The 19207-nt window shown below is 72.6% G+C and carries 16 protein-coding genes and 1 pseudogene; 14 read left to right on the top strand and 3 right to left on the bottom strand.

Annotated features, from left to right (window positions below; translation table 11 throughout):
- Positions 1–259 precede the first annotated feature (259 nt).
- The 7 genes and pseudogenes from ACIBBH_RS06820 to ACIBBH_RS06790 all read left to right on the top strand — a co-directional run.
- Positions 260–423, top strand: a pseudogene (locus tag ACIBBH_RS06820) (aldehyde dehydrogenase); the annotation flags it as partial.
- 131 nt (positions 424–554) lie between these two features.
- The gene (locus ACIBBH_RS06815) at positions 555–926 is read left to right on the top strand and encodes a hypothetical protein (protein WP_399402632.1); all 372 of its coding nucleotides are present in this window, start codon (positions 555–557) and stop codon (positions 924–926) included.
- An 11-nt stretch (positions 927–937) separates the two neighbouring features.
- Positions 938–2521 (top strand): peptidoglycan-binding protein, encoded by a 1584-nt coding sequence (locus tag ACIBBH_RS06810; RefSeq protein WP_399402630.1) that lies wholly within the window; start codon positions 938–940, stop codon positions 2519–2521.
- Positions 2493–3023 (top strand): protease inhibitor I42 family protein, encoded by a 531-nt coding sequence (locus ACIBBH_RS06805; protein WP_399402628.1) that lies wholly within the window; start codon positions 2493–2495, stop codon positions 3021–3023. Before ACIBBH_RS06810 ends, ACIBBH_RS06805 begins: the two co-directional genes overlap by 29 nt.
- 46 nt (positions 3024–3069) lie before the next feature.
- Positions 3070–3483 carry a hypothetical protein gene (locus tag ACIBBH_RS06800; protein WP_399402626.1) on the top strand — a complete coding sequence of 138 codons (414 nt, stop codon included), beginning with the start codon at positions 3070–3072 and terminating at the stop codon, positions 3481–3483.
- Between the two features lie 537 nt (positions 3484–4020).
- A complete protein-coding gene (panD, locus tag ACIBBH_RS06795; protein ID WP_399402624.1) occupies positions 4021–4440 on the top strand; it encodes an aspartate 1-decarboxylase in 420 nt (139 codons plus the stop codon).
- Between the two features lie 23 nt (positions 4441–4463).
- Entirely contained in the window at positions 4464–4808 is a 345-nt protein-coding gene (locus ACIBBH_RS06790) for a GNAT family N-acetyltransferase (RefSeq protein ID WP_399402622.1), read from the top strand.
- A 433-nt stretch (positions 4809–5241) separates the two neighbouring features.
- Here the strand turns inward: ACIBBH_RS06790 and gndA are convergent, their stop codons facing one another.
- On the bottom strand, positions 5242–6681 hold the full coding sequence (gene gndA, locus ACIBBH_RS06785; RefSeq protein ID WP_399402620.1) for an NADP-dependent phosphogluconate dehydrogenase: 1440 nt from the start codon (positions 6679–6681) through the stop codon (positions 5242–5244).
- A 285-nt stretch (positions 6682–6966) separates the two neighbouring features.
- Here gndA and ACIBBH_RS06780 point away from each other — a divergent pair, with 285 nt between their 5' ends.
- Positions 6967–8133, top strand: a complete 1167-nt coding sequence (locus tag ACIBBH_RS06780; protein ID WP_399402618.1) for a transglycosylase family protein — start codon at positions 6967–6969, stop codon at positions 8131–8133.
- Between the two features lie 15 nt (positions 8134–8148).
- Here ACIBBH_RS06780 and ACIBBH_RS06775 read toward each other — a convergent pair whose 3' ends face one another.
- Positions 8149–9402: a DMT family transporter gene (locus ACIBBH_RS06775; RefSeq protein ID WP_399402616.1), complete on the bottom strand. Its 1254-nt coding sequence runs from the start codon at positions 9400–9402 to the stop codon at positions 8149–8151.
- Between the two features lie 227 nt (positions 9403–9629).
- Between ACIBBH_RS06775 and ACIBBH_RS06770 the strand changes: the two genes are divergently transcribed.
- From ACIBBH_RS06770 to glgC, 3 genes are read left to right on the top strand one after another with little or no spacing between them, the layout of a single operon-like run.
- A complete protein-coding gene (locus ACIBBH_RS06770) occupies positions 9630–10376 on the top strand; it encodes a (2Fe-2S)-binding protein (RefSeq protein ID WP_399402614.1) in 747 nt (248 codons plus the stop codon).
- Positions 10377–10414: 38 nt separating this feature from the next.
- Positions 10415–11566: a glycogen synthase gene (glgA, locus tag ACIBBH_RS06765; RefSeq protein ID WP_399402612.1), complete on the top strand. Its 1152-nt coding sequence runs from the start codon at positions 10415–10417 to the stop codon at positions 11564–11566.
- A 50-nt stretch (positions 11567–11616) separates the two neighbouring features.
- Complete coding sequence (glgC, locus tag ACIBBH_RS06760; protein ID WP_399402610.1) at positions 11617–12873, top strand: glucose-1-phosphate adenylyltransferase; 1257 nt, start codon at positions 11617–11619, stop codon at positions 12871–12873.
- Positions 12874–12895: 22 nt separating this feature from the next.
- Here glgC and ACIBBH_RS06755 read toward each other — a convergent pair whose 3' ends face one another.
- Entirely contained in the window at positions 12896–13273 is a 378-nt protein-coding gene (locus tag ACIBBH_RS06755; RefSeq protein WP_399402608.1) for a hypothetical protein, read from the bottom strand.
- A 166-nt stretch (positions 13274–13439) separates the two neighbouring features.
- Between ACIBBH_RS06755 and ACIBBH_RS06750 the strand changes: the two genes are divergently transcribed.
- The 3 genes from ACIBBH_RS06750 (at position 13440) to ACIBBH_RS06740 (ending at position 19106) form a co-directional block, all read left to right on the top strand.
- A complete protein-coding gene (locus ACIBBH_RS06750; RefSeq protein ID WP_399402606.1) occupies positions 13440–15761 on the top strand; it encodes a GH92 family glycosyl hydrolase in 2322 nt (773 codons plus the stop codon).
- A 149-nt stretch (positions 15762–15910) separates the two neighbouring features.
- Positions 15911–17269: a wax ester/triacylglycerol synthase family O-acyltransferase gene (locus ACIBBH_RS06745; RefSeq protein ID WP_399402604.1), complete on the top strand. Its 1359-nt coding sequence runs from the start codon at positions 15911–15913 to the stop codon at positions 17267–17269.
- Between the two features lie 355 nt (positions 17270–17624).
- A complete protein-coding gene (locus ACIBBH_RS06740) occupies positions 17625–19106 on the top strand; it encodes an SDR family NAD(P)-dependent oxidoreductase (RefSeq protein WP_399402602.1) in 1482 nt (493 codons plus the stop codon).
- Positions 19107–19207 lie beyond the last annotated feature (101 nt).

The raw sequence follows: 19207 nt of genomic DNA, 5'->3' as shown, positions 1-19207 counted from the left end.
GGGACGAACGCGAGCGCGGCCACAAGGGACTTGCGGCTTGAAAAGGAGAACACAGCTCCTGAGGCCCCAGGGTCCGGGCCGCCATTGAGCACGCCTTCGCACGGACAGAGTCCCGACGCGGCGCATCCACGGAACCAGAGCCGCGATCGTGGCGAGGCAGGGCGCGGCGGCGAACTCGTTGCGTATGAGTGCCCGCTCGGAGGTGCACTGCAGATTCGGGGCCGGGGCCATCCGCAGGACGACCGGCTCCTGCGGGCTGGAGGCCGTAGCTCTCGCCAACGACAGTGACCACGGCCTGATTGACGACGTCCGGTCGGGCGACGTGACCCGACCTTCCGCGTAGCCCGGTGGCTGCGGGCGGGCGGCGTCGGCTCGTACGCGCTGTACGCCTGCGGCGAGTTGCAGCCGATCGCCTGGGCCGGGACGAGCGCCCAGGCGTGCCGTGGGACGGTGATGTGGAGGAGGTGTGTGTGGCGGCCGGCGTGTGATCCTTTGTATCCAAGTGCGTGTTAGCCTGCCCGCGGTCACGATCGAGTACATACGGGGGAGGCACGGTGGGCTCGGACGGCTACCAGGTCAGGGCAGGCATGACCGGCCAGGCCCGGCAACTCGACGACGCCGGCACGGACATGGACGGCGTCAGCTCGGCCGTCAAGTCCCGCACGAGTTACTCGTACGGCGATGTCGGCGGCGACGACGCCGCGTCCGCGCTGAACGCTTTCGTCAAGGCCTGGGAGGCGGAGGCGAAGACACTGGCGGCGGCGTTGCACGAGCTCGGTGGCAAGGTGCAGTTGGCCAAGAAGACCTACCACGGCACCGACGGCCTGGTGAAGACGCACGTGGACAGCGTCCCCGCCGGCGGCACGAGCAGCCTCACCGGCACATCGACGCAGGGCGGGCTCGCCTCGGCCCTGTCGAGCTACTGAGGAACGGGCCGGTGTCGTTCTTCTCCTCTCCCCTCGACTCCCCTTCCTTCCGCCTCGCCTGGCTCGCCGGGCTGTCCAAGAAGATGCTCGCTGCCGGGAGCAAGAACGAGCTCCTCGACCTGATCGACGACGCCCTCTCGGTGCCCGAACCGGGCGGTGACCAGGGCGTGCTGGAGGGCCTGGCAAGGCTCTACCGCGGCCAGGTCGACCAGGTCGGCAGCGTCTTCGACCAGGTCGACCGGGTGGGCCGCAAGGGTCTTCCGGAGGTGTGGGTCGGCGACACGAGCGTCCTCGCCTCCGAGGTGGTGAACGCCGCCGCGCGGTCCGTGACCCGGATGAGCGAGGTGTTCCAGGGCTGCGCGACGGTGCTGCTGACGCTGGCCGACGCGATCGGCGCCGCGCAGCGCAAGGACGAGCAGGGCCGCGGGCAGTTGCTGGAACAGAAGAAGATGCTCGGCGGCAAGGACGGTTTCTTCGACGACCTGCACGAGAACGACGAGGAGGAGTGGGACCGCAAGAACGCCGCCCACTTCGGCTCCTACGCGGTCGACCTGATGCACGCCGCGGTCTCCGACGCGCAGGAGGCCACCCGCGTCGCGGCCCGGGACCTGAACAAGTGGGCCGCCGAGGCACGGGCCGGGAAGATGGAGACCAGCGAACTCACCGCAGTCGACAAGCTGATGCTCGCCGAGACCGGTGTCGCGGGCGCCGACACCGAGCTGAACGAGATCCTCACGGCCGGCGACCTGGCGCGCGCGTCGACGCGTATGGACCTGCTGAGCCTCGACGACGAGATGGCCATGGAGCGGATGCTGGCGAAGTCGGACAGCCCGCAGGAGCGGGCCTACCTGATGAAGGCCCTGGCCGCCGGCCACAGCGTCGCCGAGATCGGGACGTTCCAGGACAAGATCCACGGCAAGGACCCCGACTGGCTGCGCCGGCACCTCACTCCGGTGGTCACCGCCGCGGACAGCATGAACGACGAGGGCCTGGCGCCGGACGGCTCGAACAACAACAAGGACTACGTCACGTTCGACGGCCAGCGGTGGATCCAGGGTGGCGACGGCTCCGAGGGCACCTGCGTGGCCTCGTCCACCGTCACGTCCCGCGCCATGGTCGACCCCCTGTACGCGCTCGACCTCACCGGCGGCCCCGACGGGCAGCAGGACGACCCCAACGCCTTCAAGCAGCGCCTGGTGGCCGAACAGCACCGGCTGCACACCGAAGGCGACGGCGGCGCGAACTGGGGCGGCATGGGGCCCGAGGGGCAGGAACGGATCAACGACGCCGCCGTCGGCAGTGCCACCGGCAGTGACTACCAGCGCCAGGACCTGAACAGCGCCGCCGACCGCAGGGCGGTCCTCACCGAGGTCGAGAAGTCGGTGGCGCAGGGGTATCCGGTGCCGGTCGACGTCAACGGCGAGAAGGGCGCCCACGCGATGACCATCATCGCCCAGGAGGGTGACATGCTTCAGGTGTACAACCCCTGGGGCTCGACCACCTGGGTCAGCGAGGACGACTTCATCAACGGCCACATGGGCAAGGCATCCAAGAGTGAACTCCCCAATGCGTACAGCGTCTATCTTCCGCGGTAGCAGGGGCGGTGCCGCGATCGCGGCGGCCGCGCTCCTCGCTCTCGCCACGGGCTGCGGCTCGGGCACCGACGAACCGGCCGGCGGCTCCACGAGCACCGCGGGCCGTCCGACCAGCCACCCGGTGAAGGACACCAGCATCACCGCCGAGCCGGGTGAGCGCTTCACGATCACCGTCCACCAGAACGCCTCCACCCGCGAGTACTGGTACCTGGTCGACCCCGAGCCCGACAGCTCGGTGCTGGTCAGCCGCGGCCAGGACTACGCGTCGGACTCCGGCGACGAGCCGATGCCCGGTGCCGGCGGCCGGCTCACCTTCACCTTCGAGGCGAAGGGCAAGGGGACCACCCGGTTCACGCTGCTGCACTGCACGTTCACCACCTGCCAGGGCAACACCTCCACCCGGCCCCCCGAGACGACCGGACCCTCCACCACCCCGAGCACGGGTGCGGCCAGTCCCTCCCCGGCCCCCGAGCGCATCACCTATACCGTCACCGTCGACTGAGCCGCAGCGAACCAGTCGGATGAGACGAGACACCCGAGGCCCCGCCATGAACGACGACGCCCCCTACCCGCCGGACCGCACGGACGACGAGCTGGCCCGGCTCGACATCACCGTGCTGCTGCGTTACGGCCTCACCGCCGAGCCCGGCACCCGGCGCACCGCCCTGTTCGGCGACGGTGCCGCGGCCGCGGCCGTCATCCTCGACCGCCTCGGCACCGAGCCGCGCTCGGTCGCCTTCCTCGCCGACATCGTGCGCGCCGGCGGACTCGTCCGCGCGGCGGAGCTGCCCGAGCCCCTGCCCCGCCGGGAGGCGGCCGTCCTCGTACGGGAGTGGCTGCGGGCCGGCACCGAACTCGTGGGCGGGATCGCCGCCGACGACACCGCGGCCACCTGGCTGCGTTCCGTCGCGACCATCATCGAACTGAAGCAGCTGACCCGGGCGCGGGGCCGGCGTACGTGATCTGAGCAGCCGATCCGAGTACGGCGGCGGGTGTGGGGCCACCGGGCGACTGCCTACCGTGGGCTTTACGGAGAAGAGCCGTCCCGCCCCCGAACCCGGCGCCGGCCACGAGCGCACCCCCGCGGAGTGGGTGGGGCCGACCGCCCTCGCTGACTGTCGCCGTACCCGCCGTGAGTGTGTTCGTGGTGCCGGCGGACCCGCATGGCCCACGCCATTCGTCATGAACTGCCTTGACGGCACACTCCGGCAGCGCGGCCGAGGGGGCGGAGTTGCTGAAGGTTTGCGATGATCTCCCCACTCCTGTCCCCCTCGTGACGTGACGAGGATCTCGATGCGGCTTCCAGGCCCCGGTCCATATTCTGGCCGTGAGAAGTCTTCGACAGTTGACTGGCGACCTGCCAGAGGACTCAGCAAGCGGTCAGCGTAAATCCTCCGTCGGACTGACGGGCGTGAGGTGGAGGACGAGCCGCTGTAAGCTGAGAAAACAGCCCTTGACCTGCAAGCAAGCAGGCAGGGAGCCAATTTCGGGAGTTCTGAATGCTTCGTACTCTGTTCAAGTCCAAGATCCACAGGGCCACCGTCACCCAGGCCGACCTGCACTACGTGGGATCGGTGACCATCGACGCCGACCTGCTCGACGCCGCCGACCTCCTGCCCGGCGAGCTCGTGCACATCGTCGACATCACCAACGGCGCGCGCCTGGAGACGTACGTCATCGAGGGCGAGCGCGGCTCCGGTGTCGTCGGGATCAACGGAGCCGCCGCCCATCTCGTCCACCCCGGTGATCTGGTGATCATCATCAGTTACGCTCAGGTGACCGACGCCGAGGCGCGGGCGCTGACGCCGCGGATCGTGCACGTCGACCGCGACAACCGGATCGTGGCCCTCGGCGCCGATCCGTCCGAGCCGGTGCCGGGCTCGGACCAGGAGCGCAGCCCGCAGGCCGTACCGGCCTGACCGACGCCGCCAGGAGCGCGCCCATGAGCGACACACAGATCCGCGACGACCGGGTGGTGGGGCGTCTCGAGGCGGTGGGCGGCGCTGAAGTCGTCGGACACATCGAGTACTTCGTCCTCGACGCGCCCGAGCGCGCGCTCGTCCCCGTCCACACGATCGTGGAGCCGGCCCACGAGGGGAAGGGCATCGCCGGCTCCCTCGCCCGCGAGCTGTACGCCGTCGCCGAGCGCGAGGGCGTCCGGGTGGCGCCGCTGTGTCCGTACGTCGTCAAGTGGGCCGAGCGGCACCCCGAGGCGGCCCCGGCGCCCGACCCGGAACTGCTGCGTGCCGCGGAGGCGTGGCTGGTGGCGCATCCGGGGCGGTTCTGAGGGACGGGCGCCCACCCGGCCCCTGCGGCATCCCCCCGGCGGGTGAGTGGTGGAGCGGCCGTCGGGTAGGCGGGGGAGTAGTCCAGAGCCGACGTCGAGTGACTGGCCGGAGGACACCATGACCAACCCGTACCCCGACCCGGTCCCGCCCGGACCGACGCCGGGCCCGCAGCCCCCGGAACCACCCCCGAACCCGGTCCCGCCGCCCGAGCCGCCGCCCGCCCCCGGGCCGCCGCCCGCCCCCGGGCCGAACCCGGTTCCGCAGCCGACGCCCCAGCCGGGCGGCCCGCCGGAGCCCTCCCCGTCCCCGATCCCGCCGGGCCCGGAGCCGGTTCCGAACCCGGAGCCGGGACCGCCGCTGAGCTGAACCGGCAGGGGCGGAACACGCCGGTGGGCGGCCACTCGGGCCGCCCACCAGTCGTACCTGATGCCGCTATGCGGACACCTCGGAACGGTCCCCGCCCCACAGCGTGTGGAACGCCCCGTCCCGGTCCACCCGCCGGTAGGTGTGCGCGCCGAAGAAGTCCCGCTGCCCCTGGGTGAGCGCGGCGGGCAGCCGCTCGGCGCGCAGGGCGTCGTAGTAGGCGAGGGCCGCGGCGAAGCCGGGCGTGGCCACGCCCTGCCGGGTGGCGGCGACGAGAACCTCGCGCCAGTCGTCCTGGGCCGCCGCGATCTCCTGGGCGAACGTCTCGTCCGACAGCAGGCTCGGCAGGTCGGGCCGGGCGTCGTACGCGGCCCTGATGCGGTCCAGGAACGCCGCCCGGATGATGCAGCCGCCGCGCCAGATCGAGGAGACCGCGCCCAGGTCGATGTCCCAGCCGTACTCCTCGCTGCCCGCGGCGATCTCGTGGAAGCCCTGCGTGTACGACACGATCTTCGAGGCGTACAGCGCCTGCTCCACCCGGTCCGCGAAGGCCCCGGCCTCCGACTCGCTCAGCGCGGCCGGCTTCGGCCCGGCCAGGCCCCGCGAGGCCTCCCGCAGCGCGGCGTGGCCCGACAGCGAGCGTGCGAAGACCGCCTCCGCGATGCCGGACACCGGCACGCCCAGGTCCAGGGCGATCTGGACGGTCCAGCGACCGGTGCCCTTCTGCTCGGCCTGGTCCACCACCACGTCCACGAACGGCCTGCCGGTCGCCGCGTCCACGTGGGACAGCACCTCGGCCGTGATCTCGATGAGGTAGGAGTCGAGCCGGCCGGTGTTCCACGTACGGAAGATGTCCGCGATCTGCGCGGGGGAGTATCCGGCGACATCGCGCAGCAGCTGGTACGCCTCGCCGATCAGCTGCATGTCGGCGTACTCGATGCCGTTGTGCACCATCTTCACGAAGTGCCCGGCGCCGTCCGGGCCGACGTGCGTGACGCAGGGCGCCCCGTCCGCCGCCTTCGCGGAGATCTTCTCCAGCATCGGGCCCAGCGAGTCGTACGACTCCTTCGGACCGCCCGGCATGATGCTCGGCCCGTGCAGCGCGCCCTCCTCGCCGCCGGACACGCCCATGCCGACGAAGTGGATCCCCTGCTCGCGCAGGTCCCGCTCGCGGCGCCGGGTGTCGGCGAAGTGCGCGTTGCCGCCGTCGATGATCATGTCACCGGGCTCCAGGAGCGGCGCGAACTCCTGGATCACCGCGTCGGTCGGGTCACCGGCCTTGACCATGATGACCAGACGGCGCGGCCGCTCCAGCGCCGCCACGAACTCCTTGGCGGTCTCGGCCGCGATGAAGTCGCCCTCGTGCCCGAACTCCTCCACCAGGGCGTGCGTGCGCGACGCCGTCCGGTTGTGCAGCGCGACCGTGTAGCCGTTGCGCGCGAAGTTCCGGGCCAGGTTGCGGCCCATGACCGCGAGTCCCGTGACGCCGATCTGGGCTGAAGTGCTCATACCGCCTGCTCCCTAAATGGCTCGTGAAATGGCTCGTGAGTACGGCCCCGTCAGTATTGCCCCTCGCCCATCCTGACGTGCCGGTCCGGCGAGCGCATATCCGACCCGCCAGGCTTGATTACGCACGGAAGGGCCGTCCGCCTCAGCGCGGTCCGGCCGATCCGGTGGAAGGAGGGCCGATTCCCGGCCACTTGAGGTGCCCAGGAGGCTGATTGCCGTCTTGTCATGGCCTGTTCGCCGCGCTTACTTTTGCCGCTCCTGACGCAGGGCGAGGGGGCTTCAGACATGGCCGTACGCGGCCGGCACCGCCGGTATCAGCCGAACAGGATCAACCGCGCCTCACTCACCGTCACGGCGGGCGGCGCGGGCCTCGCCATCCCGCTCGTGGCGGCCGGCAGCGCCGACGCGGCCGACGCGTCCACCTGGAACAAGGTCGCCGCCTGCGAGTCCAGCGGGAACTGGAGCATCAACACGGGCAACGGCTATTACGGGGGGCTGCAGTTCACCCAGTCCACCTGGGAGGCCTACGGCGGCACCCGGTACGCCCCGCGCGCCGACCTGGCCACCAGGGACCAGCAGATCGCCGTCGCCGAGAAGGTCCTCGACGGGCAGGGTCCCGGAGCCTGGCCGGTGTGCTCGGTGCACGCCGGACTCACCCGGGACGGCGGCTCGGGCGTCCACACGGAAAGCGCGGCCACCCGGCACGCGGCGGGCCCGCAGCACGCCAAGAGCTCCGTGCGGGACGTCCAGCCGCAGACCACGCCGCAGTCCCGGGCGGGCAAGGCCGAGATGTACACGGTGGTGCACGGCGACACGCTCTCCGGCATCGCCGGCGAGCACCACGTCCAGGGCGGCTGGCAGCGGCTGTACGAGAGCAACCGCGCGACGATCGGCTCCGATCCCGACCTGATCATGCCGGGACAGCGGCTGAGCCTGACCGCCAGGCAGGCGCCCACGACACGCACCCCGGCCGGCACCGCGCGGCAAAAAGCCCCCTCGGAGAAGAAGACCCGCACGCCGAGCACGCACAAGACGCCAACGACCGGCCACTCCCTCATCGCCCCCGTCAACGCCGCCATGGGCACGCCCTACCACGCGGCGGGCTCGCACTGGTCGAAGGGCTACCACACCGGCGTCGACTTCCCCGTGCCCACCGGCACCTCCGTCAAGGCGGTCGCCGCCGGCCATGTGGTCGCCGCCGGCTGGGGCGGCTCGTTCGGCTACCAGGTGGTGATCCGGCACGCCGACGGCCGCTACACCCAGTACGCCCACCTGTCGGCCATCTCCGTGAAGGCCGGGCAGACGGTGAGCGGCGGTCAGCGCATAGGCCGCTCCGGGGCCACCGGGAACGTCACGGGCCCTCACCTGCACTTCGAGGTGCGGACCGGGCCCGGCTTCGGCACGGACCTCGACCCGGTCGCCTATCTCCGGGCCGGCGGCGTCAAGGTCTGACCCGCGCGCGTGCCGTCAGAGGACCGGCAGCGGGACACACAGGCCCGTGTAGGGGGAGGGGGCCGGGACCAGCCCCTCGATGTCGTCCGGCACGGCTTCCCTCAGCGTCGCGTCCGCCAGGACGGCGCCGGCCACGACGGTGCCGGCCAGGGCCGCTTCCTGCAACGCCGCGTCCGCTTCGGCCACGTCCCCCAAGGCCGCCGCGTCCGCGAGAGCCACGTCCGCCAGGACGGCGTCCGCCAACGCCGAGTCCTCCAGCGCCGCTCCGGCCCTGGCCACGTCCGCCCGGACCGAGTCCTCCAGGACCGACGCGGAGCGCTGCCGGGGCAGTTCGGTGAACGGCCGCCCGGCGGCTGCCACGGGCTCGGCGGGGAGCTCCGCCGCGGGCGGGAACTCCGGCTCGGCCGCGGCCTGCGGCGCCGTCTCCCCGGTGTGCGGCGCGGGTTCCAGTCGCTCCGTGGTCAGCAGGGTCAGGCCGCCCGCCGCCACCACGCCGCAGCTCAGGGCGAGCGCGGTGCCCGTGGTGCCGTACCGGAAGGTCTCGCCGAACATCGTGATGCCGACCGCGGCGGCCAGCACCGGGTTCACGACCGTCAGCGTGGCCAGCGGCGCCGCGAGGCCGCCGCCGCGGTAGGCGGCCTGCGACAGCAGCACGCCGGCCACCGCGAAGACGCCGATCACCGCGAGGGAGGGCAGGTCCGCGGCCGAGACGCCGCCGGTCCAGTCGACCGCGACGGTCTTGGTGAACACCGAGGACATGCCGAAGGCTGTGCCGGACGCGGTGGCGAGCAGCACGCTGCGCACCGCCGGGTGCCGGTGCGCGGCCCGGCCGGCGATCATCAGAGCGACGACCGCTGCGCCGGTGACCAGGGCGACGCCGACCCGCTGGGCCGTGTCGAGCGACTGGCCGTCGGACGTGCCGACCAGGGAGAGCACACCGGCGAGACCGACCGTGGCCATGACGGCGCCGCGCCAGGCGGCCGCGCCCGCCTTGCGGCCGACGAACAGGGCGGCCATGGGCAGCGCGAACACGATGGTCAGCGCGCCCAGCGGTTGCACGAGGCTGAGGGGACCGTAGGCCAGCGCCACGACGTGCAGCAGTCCGCCGAGGCCGTTCAGCACCACCGCCGCCCACCAGCTCGGCCGGCGCAGCGGCGCGTACTGGCCGTCGGGGCAGGACAGCGCGACCTGCTCCTGCACGATCGCCCCGCCCGCGTACGCGACGGCGGAGACGAACGACAGCAGCACGGACAACGCGAGGGCGCTCATCAGCGACTCCTCTGCGAGGGGCCGGGGCCCGGGGCCCGGCGCGGCGAACGGTCGGCTTGCATGGACAACACTCTGCCTTCGTCGGGGTGTTCCCGTCGTCGTCCCTGAGCAGGCAATGGGTCCTACTGCCGATGGAGTACGCGGGGGGCCCGATCCTCCCCAAGGTGGGCGACAGAAGGCGGAGGCCTCCTCCCCCGGGCCTCCATCGGTACTGGTACTACTCTCGTGTGGACCTCGAGCCAGGACTCGCCGCCCTCCGCCCGCTCGGCGGCTTCTTCGCCCTGCGCACCACCGGAGCCGACGCCACACCGCCCGGCCCGCTGCCGACGCTCGCGGAGAGCTATGCGGGCACCCCGTCCGATGCCCGCCGGGACGCCCTGGCCTCTCGCGTCGAGACGGTCGCCCGCCGGCTGCGCGCCCCCGAGCCGCGGGTCGCCGCGTCGATCGCCCACCAAGGGCTCGCGGCGCGCCTGTGGTCGGCCGCCCTCGGCTGCGCCGCCCTGTACGGCCGCGTCCCCGACCTGGATCCGGCCCTGCTGCGCTGGGACGCCGGCGCCGCCGCCCCCGACGACCTGTGGCTGACCGGGCTGCGCCCGCTGCCCGGGGACGCGGCCACGCTCGTGGACACCGTCCTGCACGGTCATCTCGAACCTCTGGCGGCCGCACTGCGGGCACGCTACGGCCTCGCGACGGGCCTGCTGCGGGGCAACGCGGGCTCGGCGCTGGCCGGCGCGGCGCGCGAACTGGACCGCTGGGCACGCGCGAACGGCCGTACCGAGGTCGCCGACCGGGCCCGCCCACTCACCGCCGCCCTCTTCACCCACCCCCTGCTGAGCCCGACCGGCACCCTCACCGGCACCGCCTTCCGGCGCCGCAGCTGCTGCCTCTACTACCGCGTCCCGGGCGGAGGTGTCTGCGGTGACTGTTGCTTCCCACGACCGCCGCGCCCTTCCCCGCGCGCCGCATCTGGGTGACCATGGGATGACTGCCGGGTGAGACCAGGGGGTTGCGGGTGCGAGTGGGACTGCTGACCCGGGAGTACCCCCCGGACGTGTACGGCGGCGCGGGCGTCCACGTCGAGTTCCTCGCCCGGGAGTTGCGGCCCCTGGTGGACCTGGAGGTGCACTGCTGGGGCGAGGGCCGCGGGGTCGGCGTCGTACGCCACCGGCCGTGGTCCGTGCTGGACGGCGCCAACGACGCGCTGCGCACCTTCTCCGTGGACCTGGCCGTCGCCGCCGCCCTGGAGGGCCGCGAGCTCGTCCACTCCCACACCTGGTACGCCAATCTCGCCGGGCACGTCGCCAAGCTCCTGTACGGCGTCCCGCACGTGGTGACCGCCCACTCGCTGGAGCCGCTGCGCCCCTGGAAGGCCGAGCAACTCGGCGGCGGATACGCGCTGTCCGGATGGGCGGAGCGCACCGCGGTCGAGGCCGCCGACGCGGTGATCGCCGTGTCCGGCGCCATGCGCGAGGACATCCTCGGCTGCTACCCGGCGCTGGACCCGGCCCGGGTGCACGTCGTGCACAACGGCATCGACACCAGCCTGTACCGGCCGGACCCCGCCACCGACGTGCTGCGCCGTGTCGGCCTGGACCCCGACCGGCCGTACGTGCTGTTCGTCGGCCGCATCACCCGTCAGAAGGGCGTGCCCCATCTGCTGCGCGCGGTCCGGGACATCGACCCGGCGGCGCAGGTCGTGCTGTGCGCGGGCGCGCCCGACACGCCGGAGCTCGACCGGGAGTTCCGCGACCTGTTCGAGGAGCTCGGCCGCGTCCGCGCGGGCGTGCACTGGATCCCGCAGATGCTGCCGCGCGCGGAGGTGGTCCAACTCCTCACGCACGCCGCGGTGTTCGTCTGCCCGTCGGTGTACGAACCGCTCGGCATCGTCAACCTGGAGGCGATGGCCTGCGGCACGCCCGTCGTGGCCTCCCGGGTCGGCGGCATCCCCGAGGTCGTCGAGGACGGTAGGACGGGCCTGCTCGTCCCCGCCGGCGGCGATTTCGAGACGGGCCTCGCCCGCGCGCTGGACACCGTCCTCGGCGACCCGGAGGCGGCCCGGCGGATGGGGGAGGCCGGACGGGAGCGGGCGGTGGGCGAGTTCGGCTGGGACGCGGTGGCCCGGCGGACGGTGCGGTTGTACGAGGAGGTCCTCAAGCAGGCTTAAGGGGCGCTGCTCGGGGCAACCATGGTTCAACCAGGGTGAGGGGAGCTGCCATGCGTCGATGGGGGTACCCCCGCTCGGGCGAAGCCGAGCGTGGGGGAGGTCCTTCGGTGCTCGGAATCGTGCTGGCGGGCGGAGAGGGCAAGCGCCTGATGCCGCTGACCGCGGACCGCGCCAAACCCGCGGTCACCTTCGGGGGTACCTACCGCCTCGTCGACTTCGTGCTGTCCAACCTCGTCAACGGCGACATTCTGCGCATCTGCGTGCTGACCCAGTACAAGTCGCATTCGCTGGACCGGCACATCACCACCACCTGGCGGATGTCCAGCCTGCTCGGCAACTACGTCACCCCGGTCCCGGCCCAGCAGCGGCTCGGCCCGCGCTGGTACCTGGGCAGCGCCGACGCGATCCTGCAGTCGCTCAACCTCGTGCACGACGAACAGCCCGAGTACATCGCGGTGTTCGGCGCCGACCACGTGTACCGCATGGATCCGCGGCAGATGCTCGCCCAGCACATCGACAGCGGTGCCGGGGTGACGGTGGCCGGGATCCGGGTCCCGCGCGACGAGTCCTCCTCCTTCGGGGTGATCAGCCCGGGCTCGGACGGGCAGACGGTGGAGCGCTTCCTGGAGAAGCCCGTCGATCCGACGGGCCTGCCCGACGACCCGGAGCGCGTGTTCGCCTCGATGGGGAACTACATCTTCACCACCAAGGCCCTGATCGAGGCCCTCCACCGGGACGCCGAGGACGAGCAGTCGGTGCACGACATGGGCGGTTCGATCCTGCCCCAGCTCACCGCGCGCGGCGAGGCGCGGCTGTACGACTTCAGCGACAACCACGTCCCCGGCGAGACCGTCCGCGACCAGGGCTACTGGCGGGACGTCGGCACGCTGGACGCCTACTACGACGCCCACATGGACCTGATCGCCGAGCGCCCCGCCTTCAACCTCTACAACCGCCAGTGGCCCGTCTACACCCACTCCGGCCAGCTCTCGCCCGCCCGCTTCAACGCCGGGGGCATCGCGAGCGAGTCCATCATCAGCGCGGGCTGCCTGATCCGCGGCCAGGTCACCCGGTCCGTGCTGTCCCCGGGCGTCCGGGTCGACCCGGGGGCGGTCGTCCAGGGCTCGGTGCTGCACGACAACGTCCACGTGGGCCGGGGCGCGGTGGTGCGCGGCGCGGTCCTCGACAAGAACGTCGAGGTGCCGCCCGGCGCGACGATCGGCGTCAACCCGGAGCGGGACGCGGAGCTGTACACCGTGTCCAAGGGCGGGGTGATCGCATTGGGGAAGGGCCAGCGGGTGCCGTAGGCGCGGGAACGCGGCGGTCCGCTCAGCCGGTCAGCGGCGGGAAGTGCGTCATGACGGCCTCGCTCGTCCGGCGCAGGTCGTCGGCGGGGCTGAACTGCAGGTACTCGCTGCCCGGCTCGGTGTGGACGGGCACGTGCCCGGGCGGGGCGTAGAACGCCTCCCCGCTGCGGTAGACCTCGTCGTGGTCGGGGTAGCGGAAGACCAGCTCGCCCTTGAAGACGTAGCCCCAGTGCGGGCACTGGCACTGGTGGTCGGGCAGGCCCTGGAGCAGCGGCGTGTGGTCCACGTCCTCGCGGAACGTCAGGAAATCCACCGTGTAGGGCTCGAGGTCCTCCGAGTGGTCGACCACCGGTCCGTAGTCGCCGCCCTGGGTGGCGGTCTCCCTGGAAACCTTCGGCATCGTCCTCGCCTTCTTTCCGCTGAGGGTGCCGTCTCCCCCCGGCCGAGGGTGTGGCTGTCTCCATTGTTCGCGCACGACGCGTTCCGCGCGATCCGCGCGGCATCCCCGGCTTCGCGGCCTGAGGCCCGCAGGATGCGGACAACGATGTCGAACCTCCGGAGGTCACATGAGAGGGACCCGGCGCCCGCGGCTGTGCCTGGCCGGGGCGATGGCGGCGTCCGCGCTGCTCGCCATCCCCGCCGCACGGGCCGCCGAGCCGCCCGACGGCCACCTCACCGGCCTGGTCAACCCCTTCATCGGGAGCCAGAACGAGGGCAACACCTTCCCCGGCGCGGCCGTGCCCTTCGGCATGGTGCAGCTCTCGCCCGACACGGGGCACAGCACCGGCTACGACCACTCCCAGAACCACATCCGCGGCTTCTCCCTGGTCCACCTCTCGGGCGTCGGCTGCCGCATCGGCGGAGACCTGCCAGTGCTGCCGACGACGGGGGAGGTCACGCGGACGGACTACGCGCGGTACGCGGCCGGGTTCCGCCACGAGGACGAGACGGCGAGTCCCGGCTACTACCGCGTCGGCCTGGACTCCGGGATCGAGGCCGAGCTCACCGCCACCGAGCGCACCGGTGTGCAGCGCTACACCTTCCCCGCCACCGGCAGGGCCAACGTCCTGCTCAACGCGGCCCAGGCGCTGCACAAGCCGGTCACCAGCACGGTGGAGATCCTCGACGACCGGACCGTGCGCACCGAGATCACCGGCCACGGCTTCTGCCGGGACACCGGCCCGTACACCGTGTACACGGTCACCCGGTTCTCCCGGCCCTTCACCGCGTACGGCACCTGGGACGGCCCCACCGTCACCGCGGGCTCCCGGAGCGGGCACGGCGGCGCCTACGTACGCTTCGACACCACCCGGGACCGCACCGTCGAGGCGACCACCGCCCTGTCGTACGTCGACGCGCACGGCGCCGAGGTCAACCTGCGCGCCGAGGGCGGCCGTTCCTTCCGGCAGGTCCGGGACGCCGCCCGGCGGGCCTGGGAGCGCCGCCTGGCCGCCGTCCGCGTCCGGGGCGGCGACACCGGCCTGCGCCGCACCTTCTACTCGTCCCTGTACCGCTCGTTCCTGGCGCCCAACACCGGCAGCGACGCCGACGGCCGCTACACCGGCTGGGACCGCCGTGTGCACCGCGCGCGGGGCTTCACGTACTACCAGAACTGGTCGCTGTGGGACACCTACCGCACCCAGTGCCAGCTCCTCGCCCTGCTCGCGCCCCGAGAGGCCCGCGACATGGCGATCTCGGTGATCAAGGTCGACGAGGACGGGGGCTGGCTGCCCAAGTGGGGTTACGGTCCGGTCGAGACGAACATCATGACCGGCGACCCGGTGACCCCCTTCCTGACCACCGCCTACCAGCTGGGCCTGCTCGGCGGGTACGAGGAGCGGGCGTACCGCGCGCTGAGGAAGAACGCCGACGGGGTGCCGCCCGCCGGTTATCCCGGGGTGGGCCGGGAGGCCAACGCGGAGTACATCGCCCACGGCTTCGCGCCCTACGTCAAGGGCCGCCCGCAGACCAAGACGGGCGACTCGGACTACCACCAGGGCGCCTCCGTGACCCTGGAGTACGCCCTGTCGGACGCGATGCTCGCCCAGATGGCCCGCGGGCTCGGTCACGAGGAGGACGCGGCCCGCTATGCCGCCCGGTCGCGCAGTTACCGCAACGTCTTCGACCCCTCGACCGGCTTCTTCCGCGCCCGTGACGCGTCCGGCGCCTTCACCGGGCCGGCCGACCCGGCCCGCAGCGCCGGCTTCCACGAGGGCACCGCCTGGCAGTACCAGTGGCTGGTGCCGCAGGACGTGCCCGGCATGGTGGGCCTGATCGGCGGCGAGCGTGCGGCCGACGACCGGCTCGACGCCTTCTTCGCATACGACCGGCTGCGCGCGGACCCGGCGCGCACCGCGCGCGAGGTGTGGGTGCACGGCGACCCGTACGCCTACTACGACGCCGCCGTCTACAACCCGCAGAACGAGCCCGACCTCATCGCCCCGTACACCTACCTGTCGACCGGGCAGCCCTGGAAGACCACCGACGTGGTGCACGCCGCGCTGACCCTGTTCACCGACGGGCCGACCGGCATGACCGGCAACGACGACCTGGGCACGATGTCCGCCTGGCACGTGCTGTCGTCGATCGGGATCTTCCCGGTGCAGCCCGGCTACGGCACGTGGGGCCTGTCCACGCCCGTCTTCGACCGCGTCGACCTCATCCTGGACCGCCGCTTCTGGCCCGGCGGCGGCCTGACGGTCACCGCGCCCGGCACCTCGGCCACCGACCGCTACGTCCAGGCGGTCCACACGGACGCGGCGCGCCACGACCGGACGTACCTGACGACCCGTGAGCTGCGTTCCCTGCGCTCGCTCGCGTTCACGGTCGGCCCGCGCCCGTCAGAGTGGGGTACATCACCCCAGGCGGCGCCCCCGGCACTGAAGTGACCTCAGGTGTCCCATGTGTCCCGCCTCTTTCGGAGGGGCGGGCTTAATCTGCTGTTAACTGTACGTAGCCTGATCGTACTTGACCGTAATCGTCGGTACGGGATTGACTGCTTGCTCACCCCCGTCCGTCGTCGACGCGAGGCAAGCCATTGACAAGTGACCCGCTCGCACCTCTCGATCTCGCGTTCTGGAACATCGAGTCCGACCGGCACCCGATGCACCTGGGCGCCCTCGGCGTCTTCGCCGCGCACTCGCCCACCGCCGGCGCCCACGCCGCCGACCTGCTCGCCGCCCGTGCCGTCGCCGTGCCCGGCCTCCGGATGCGCATCCGGAACGTCTGGCAGCCGCTCGACCTGCGCCGGCCCCTGTCGCTCGGCTCCTTCGGCGGCGCGACCCGCGAGGCCGACCCCGGCTTCGACCCGCTCAACCACGTCCGGCTGCACGCCCCGACCGACGACTTCCACACCGTCGCCGGACGGCTCATGGAGCGCCCGCTGCACCGTGACCGGCCGCCCTGGGAGGCGCACGTCCTGCCGGGCGAGGACGGGGTCTCCTTCGCCGTCCTGTTCAAGTTCCACCACGCGCTGGCCGACGGCCTGAAGGCGCTGACGCTCGCCGCCGCCGTCCTGGACCCGATGGACATGCCGGAGCGCCGCCCCGCGCCCATCGAGCCGCCCCGCGGGCTGCTGGCCGACGTGCGCAGACTGCCCGGCCGGCTGCCCGGACTGCTGCGCGGCGCGCTGTCCGACATGGGCCGGGCCCTGGACATCGGCGCCTCCGTCGCCCTGTCCACCCTGGGCGTGCGCTCCTCCGCCGCGCTGACCGCCGGCTCCAGCGGCACCCGCCGCACCGCCGGGGTCGTCCTGGACATCGACGACGTGCACCGGGTCCGCAAGGCCGTCGGCGGCACCGTCAACGACGTCCTCATCGCCGTCGTCGCGGGCGCCCTGCGCCGCTGGCTCGACGAGCGCGGCGACGGCAGCGAGGGCGTGGCGCCCCGCGCCCTGATCCCGGTCTCCCGGCGCCGTCCGCGCACCGCGCACCCACAGGGCAACCGGCTCTCCGGCTACCTGATACGGCTCCCGGTGGGCGACCCCGACCCGCTCGCGCGCCTCGACCGGGTCCGTACGGCGATGGACCGCAACAAGGACGCCGGCCCCAACCGGGGCGCGGGAGCCGTCGCCCTGCTCGCCGACCACGTGCCCGCGCTCGGCCACCGGCTCGGCGGACCGCTGGTCGGGCAGGCCGCCCGGCTGTGGTTCGACATCCTGGTCACCAGCGTGCCGCTCCCCGGCCTCGGCCTCAGGCTCGGCGGTCACTCCCTCACCGCGGTCTACCCCTTCGCCCCCCTCGCTCCCGGCCAGTCCCTCGCCGTGGCGGTCTCGACGTACCGCGGTCGCGTTCACTACGGTCTCGTCGCGGATGCCGAGGCCGTGCCGGACCTGGACCGGCTTGCCCGGGCGGTGACGGCGGAGGTGGAGACGCTGATCGCGGTCTGTGATCCCTGACGGTCAGCGGGGCGGGGCGCGTCCGTCGTCCGCGTCTTCGCCGGTTCCTTGCGGTACCGGACCTCGCCCGGCTCGCGCGGGTGGAGACGGCCCCGCTCCGCCCGGGCGGTCCTCCGCCGTGGCGGTCCCGGCCTGTCGCGGGCGTGGCCGCTACGGGCCGGGCGCCGGCGCTGAGGCGTGCCGGACCCCGGCCGGCCGGCCCGGGCGAGGACGGACGAGACGCGGACGCCGATCCCGGTCTGCGCCCCCGAGCGGAGCGGTTTGGCGGTGGGGCCGGGCGCTGCCGTAAAATCCCCCGTTCGAAAGCGGGCGCGAGTCGGAGCGCTGCGCGGGTGATCAGGGAAACGGCAGCGCGATGACGGTGACAGAGGACGGCTCGGCGTCCATGGACATGGACGAGATGGTCTACGGACCCGGGATCGACCCGGAGCGCCTGGCCGTCTGCCTCAGCGTGCTCGAGGAACTCGACGAGCTGGACGTCGACCACCCGGACGCGATCGCGGTGCGCCGGGCGACCTCGCACATCTACCGCACGGTCAAGCAGCGCCGCCGCCAGGAGCGCCGGGCCGCCAAGACCGCCCACGACAAGGCGGTCACGGAGGCCACCGCGACCGGCTCCGCGCAGCGCGTCGACGACGAGACCGAGGGCATCCTGCCGTCGTCGCGCACGGACGAGGGGCGGATCGCGGGGATCCTCCAGCGCCCGCGCTCCTGCTACGTCTGCAAGCAGCGGTACGTCGAGGTCGACTACTTCTACCACCAGCTCTGCCAGAACTGCGCCGCCGAGAACCGGGCCCGCCGCGATGCCCGCGCCGACCTCACCGGCAAGCGGGCGCTGCTCACCGGTGGCCGCGCCAAGATCGGCATGTACATCGCACTGAGGCTGCTGCGCGACGGCGCCCACACCACGATCACGACCCGGTTCCCGAACGACGCCATCCGCCGCTTCAAGGCCCAGCCCGACAGCGCGGAGTGGATCGACCGGCTGAAGATCGTCGGCATCGACCTGCGCGACCCCGCCCAGGTCGTGGCCCTCGCGGACTCGGTGTCCGCCGAGGGCCCCCTCGACATCCTGATCAACAACGCGGCGCAGACCGTACGGCGCTCCCCACAGGCCTACAGCGAGCTGGTCGCCGCCGAGTCGGCGCCGCTGCCCGCCGGTGAGCTGCCCGCCGCCGAGGTGATCGGCACCTTCGGCTCCGGAGCGGTCGCCGCGCTCCCGGTCGCGGGCGGCGGCGCCCTCACCGCGCAGGAGGTGACCGACCTGGCGCTGGTGTCGGGCTCGGCGTCCCTGGAGCGCATCGCCGCCGGCACGGCGATCGACGCGGGCGGGCTCGTCCCCGACCTGCACGACACCAACAGCTGGATCCAGACGGTGGACGAGGTCACCCCCGTCGAGCTGCTCGAAGTGCAGCTGTGCAACTCGACGGCCCCCTTCATCCTGATCAGCCGTCTGCGCCCGGCGATGGCCGCGTCCCAGGCCCGCCGCACCTACATCGTGAACGTCTCCGCCATGGAGGGCGTCTTCGCCCGCGGCTACAAGGGCGCCGGCCACCCGCACACCAACATGGCCAAGGCCGCCCTGAACATGCTCACGCGCACCAGCGCCCAGGAGATGTTCGACAAGGACCGCATCCTCATGACGGCCGTCGACACCGGCTGGATCACCGACGAACGCCCGCACCCCGACAAGGTCCGCCTCGCCGAGGCCGGCTTCCACGCTCCTCTCGACCTCGTCGACGGCGCGGCCCGCGTCTACGACCCGATCGTGCGCGGTGAGGCGGGCGAGGACCTGTACGGCGTCTTCCTGAAGGACTACGCGCCGGGCAAGTGGTGACACGGCCGGAGCGTCCGAGCGGGCCCAACCGGCGTTAATCCGCTGGCCTGTTCGGGCGCGGCGGCCTACCGTGAGGTGCGAGCGCCGAGTGCCCGGTGCGC

It is taken from the genome of Streptomyces sp. NPDC051636, assembly GCF_044453765.1.
In the GTDB taxonomy this organism is placed as follows: Bacteria; Actinomycetota; Actinomycetes; order Streptomycetales; family Streptomycetaceae; genus Streptomyces.
This window is presented reverse-complemented; position numbering and strand designations above follow the sequence as displayed.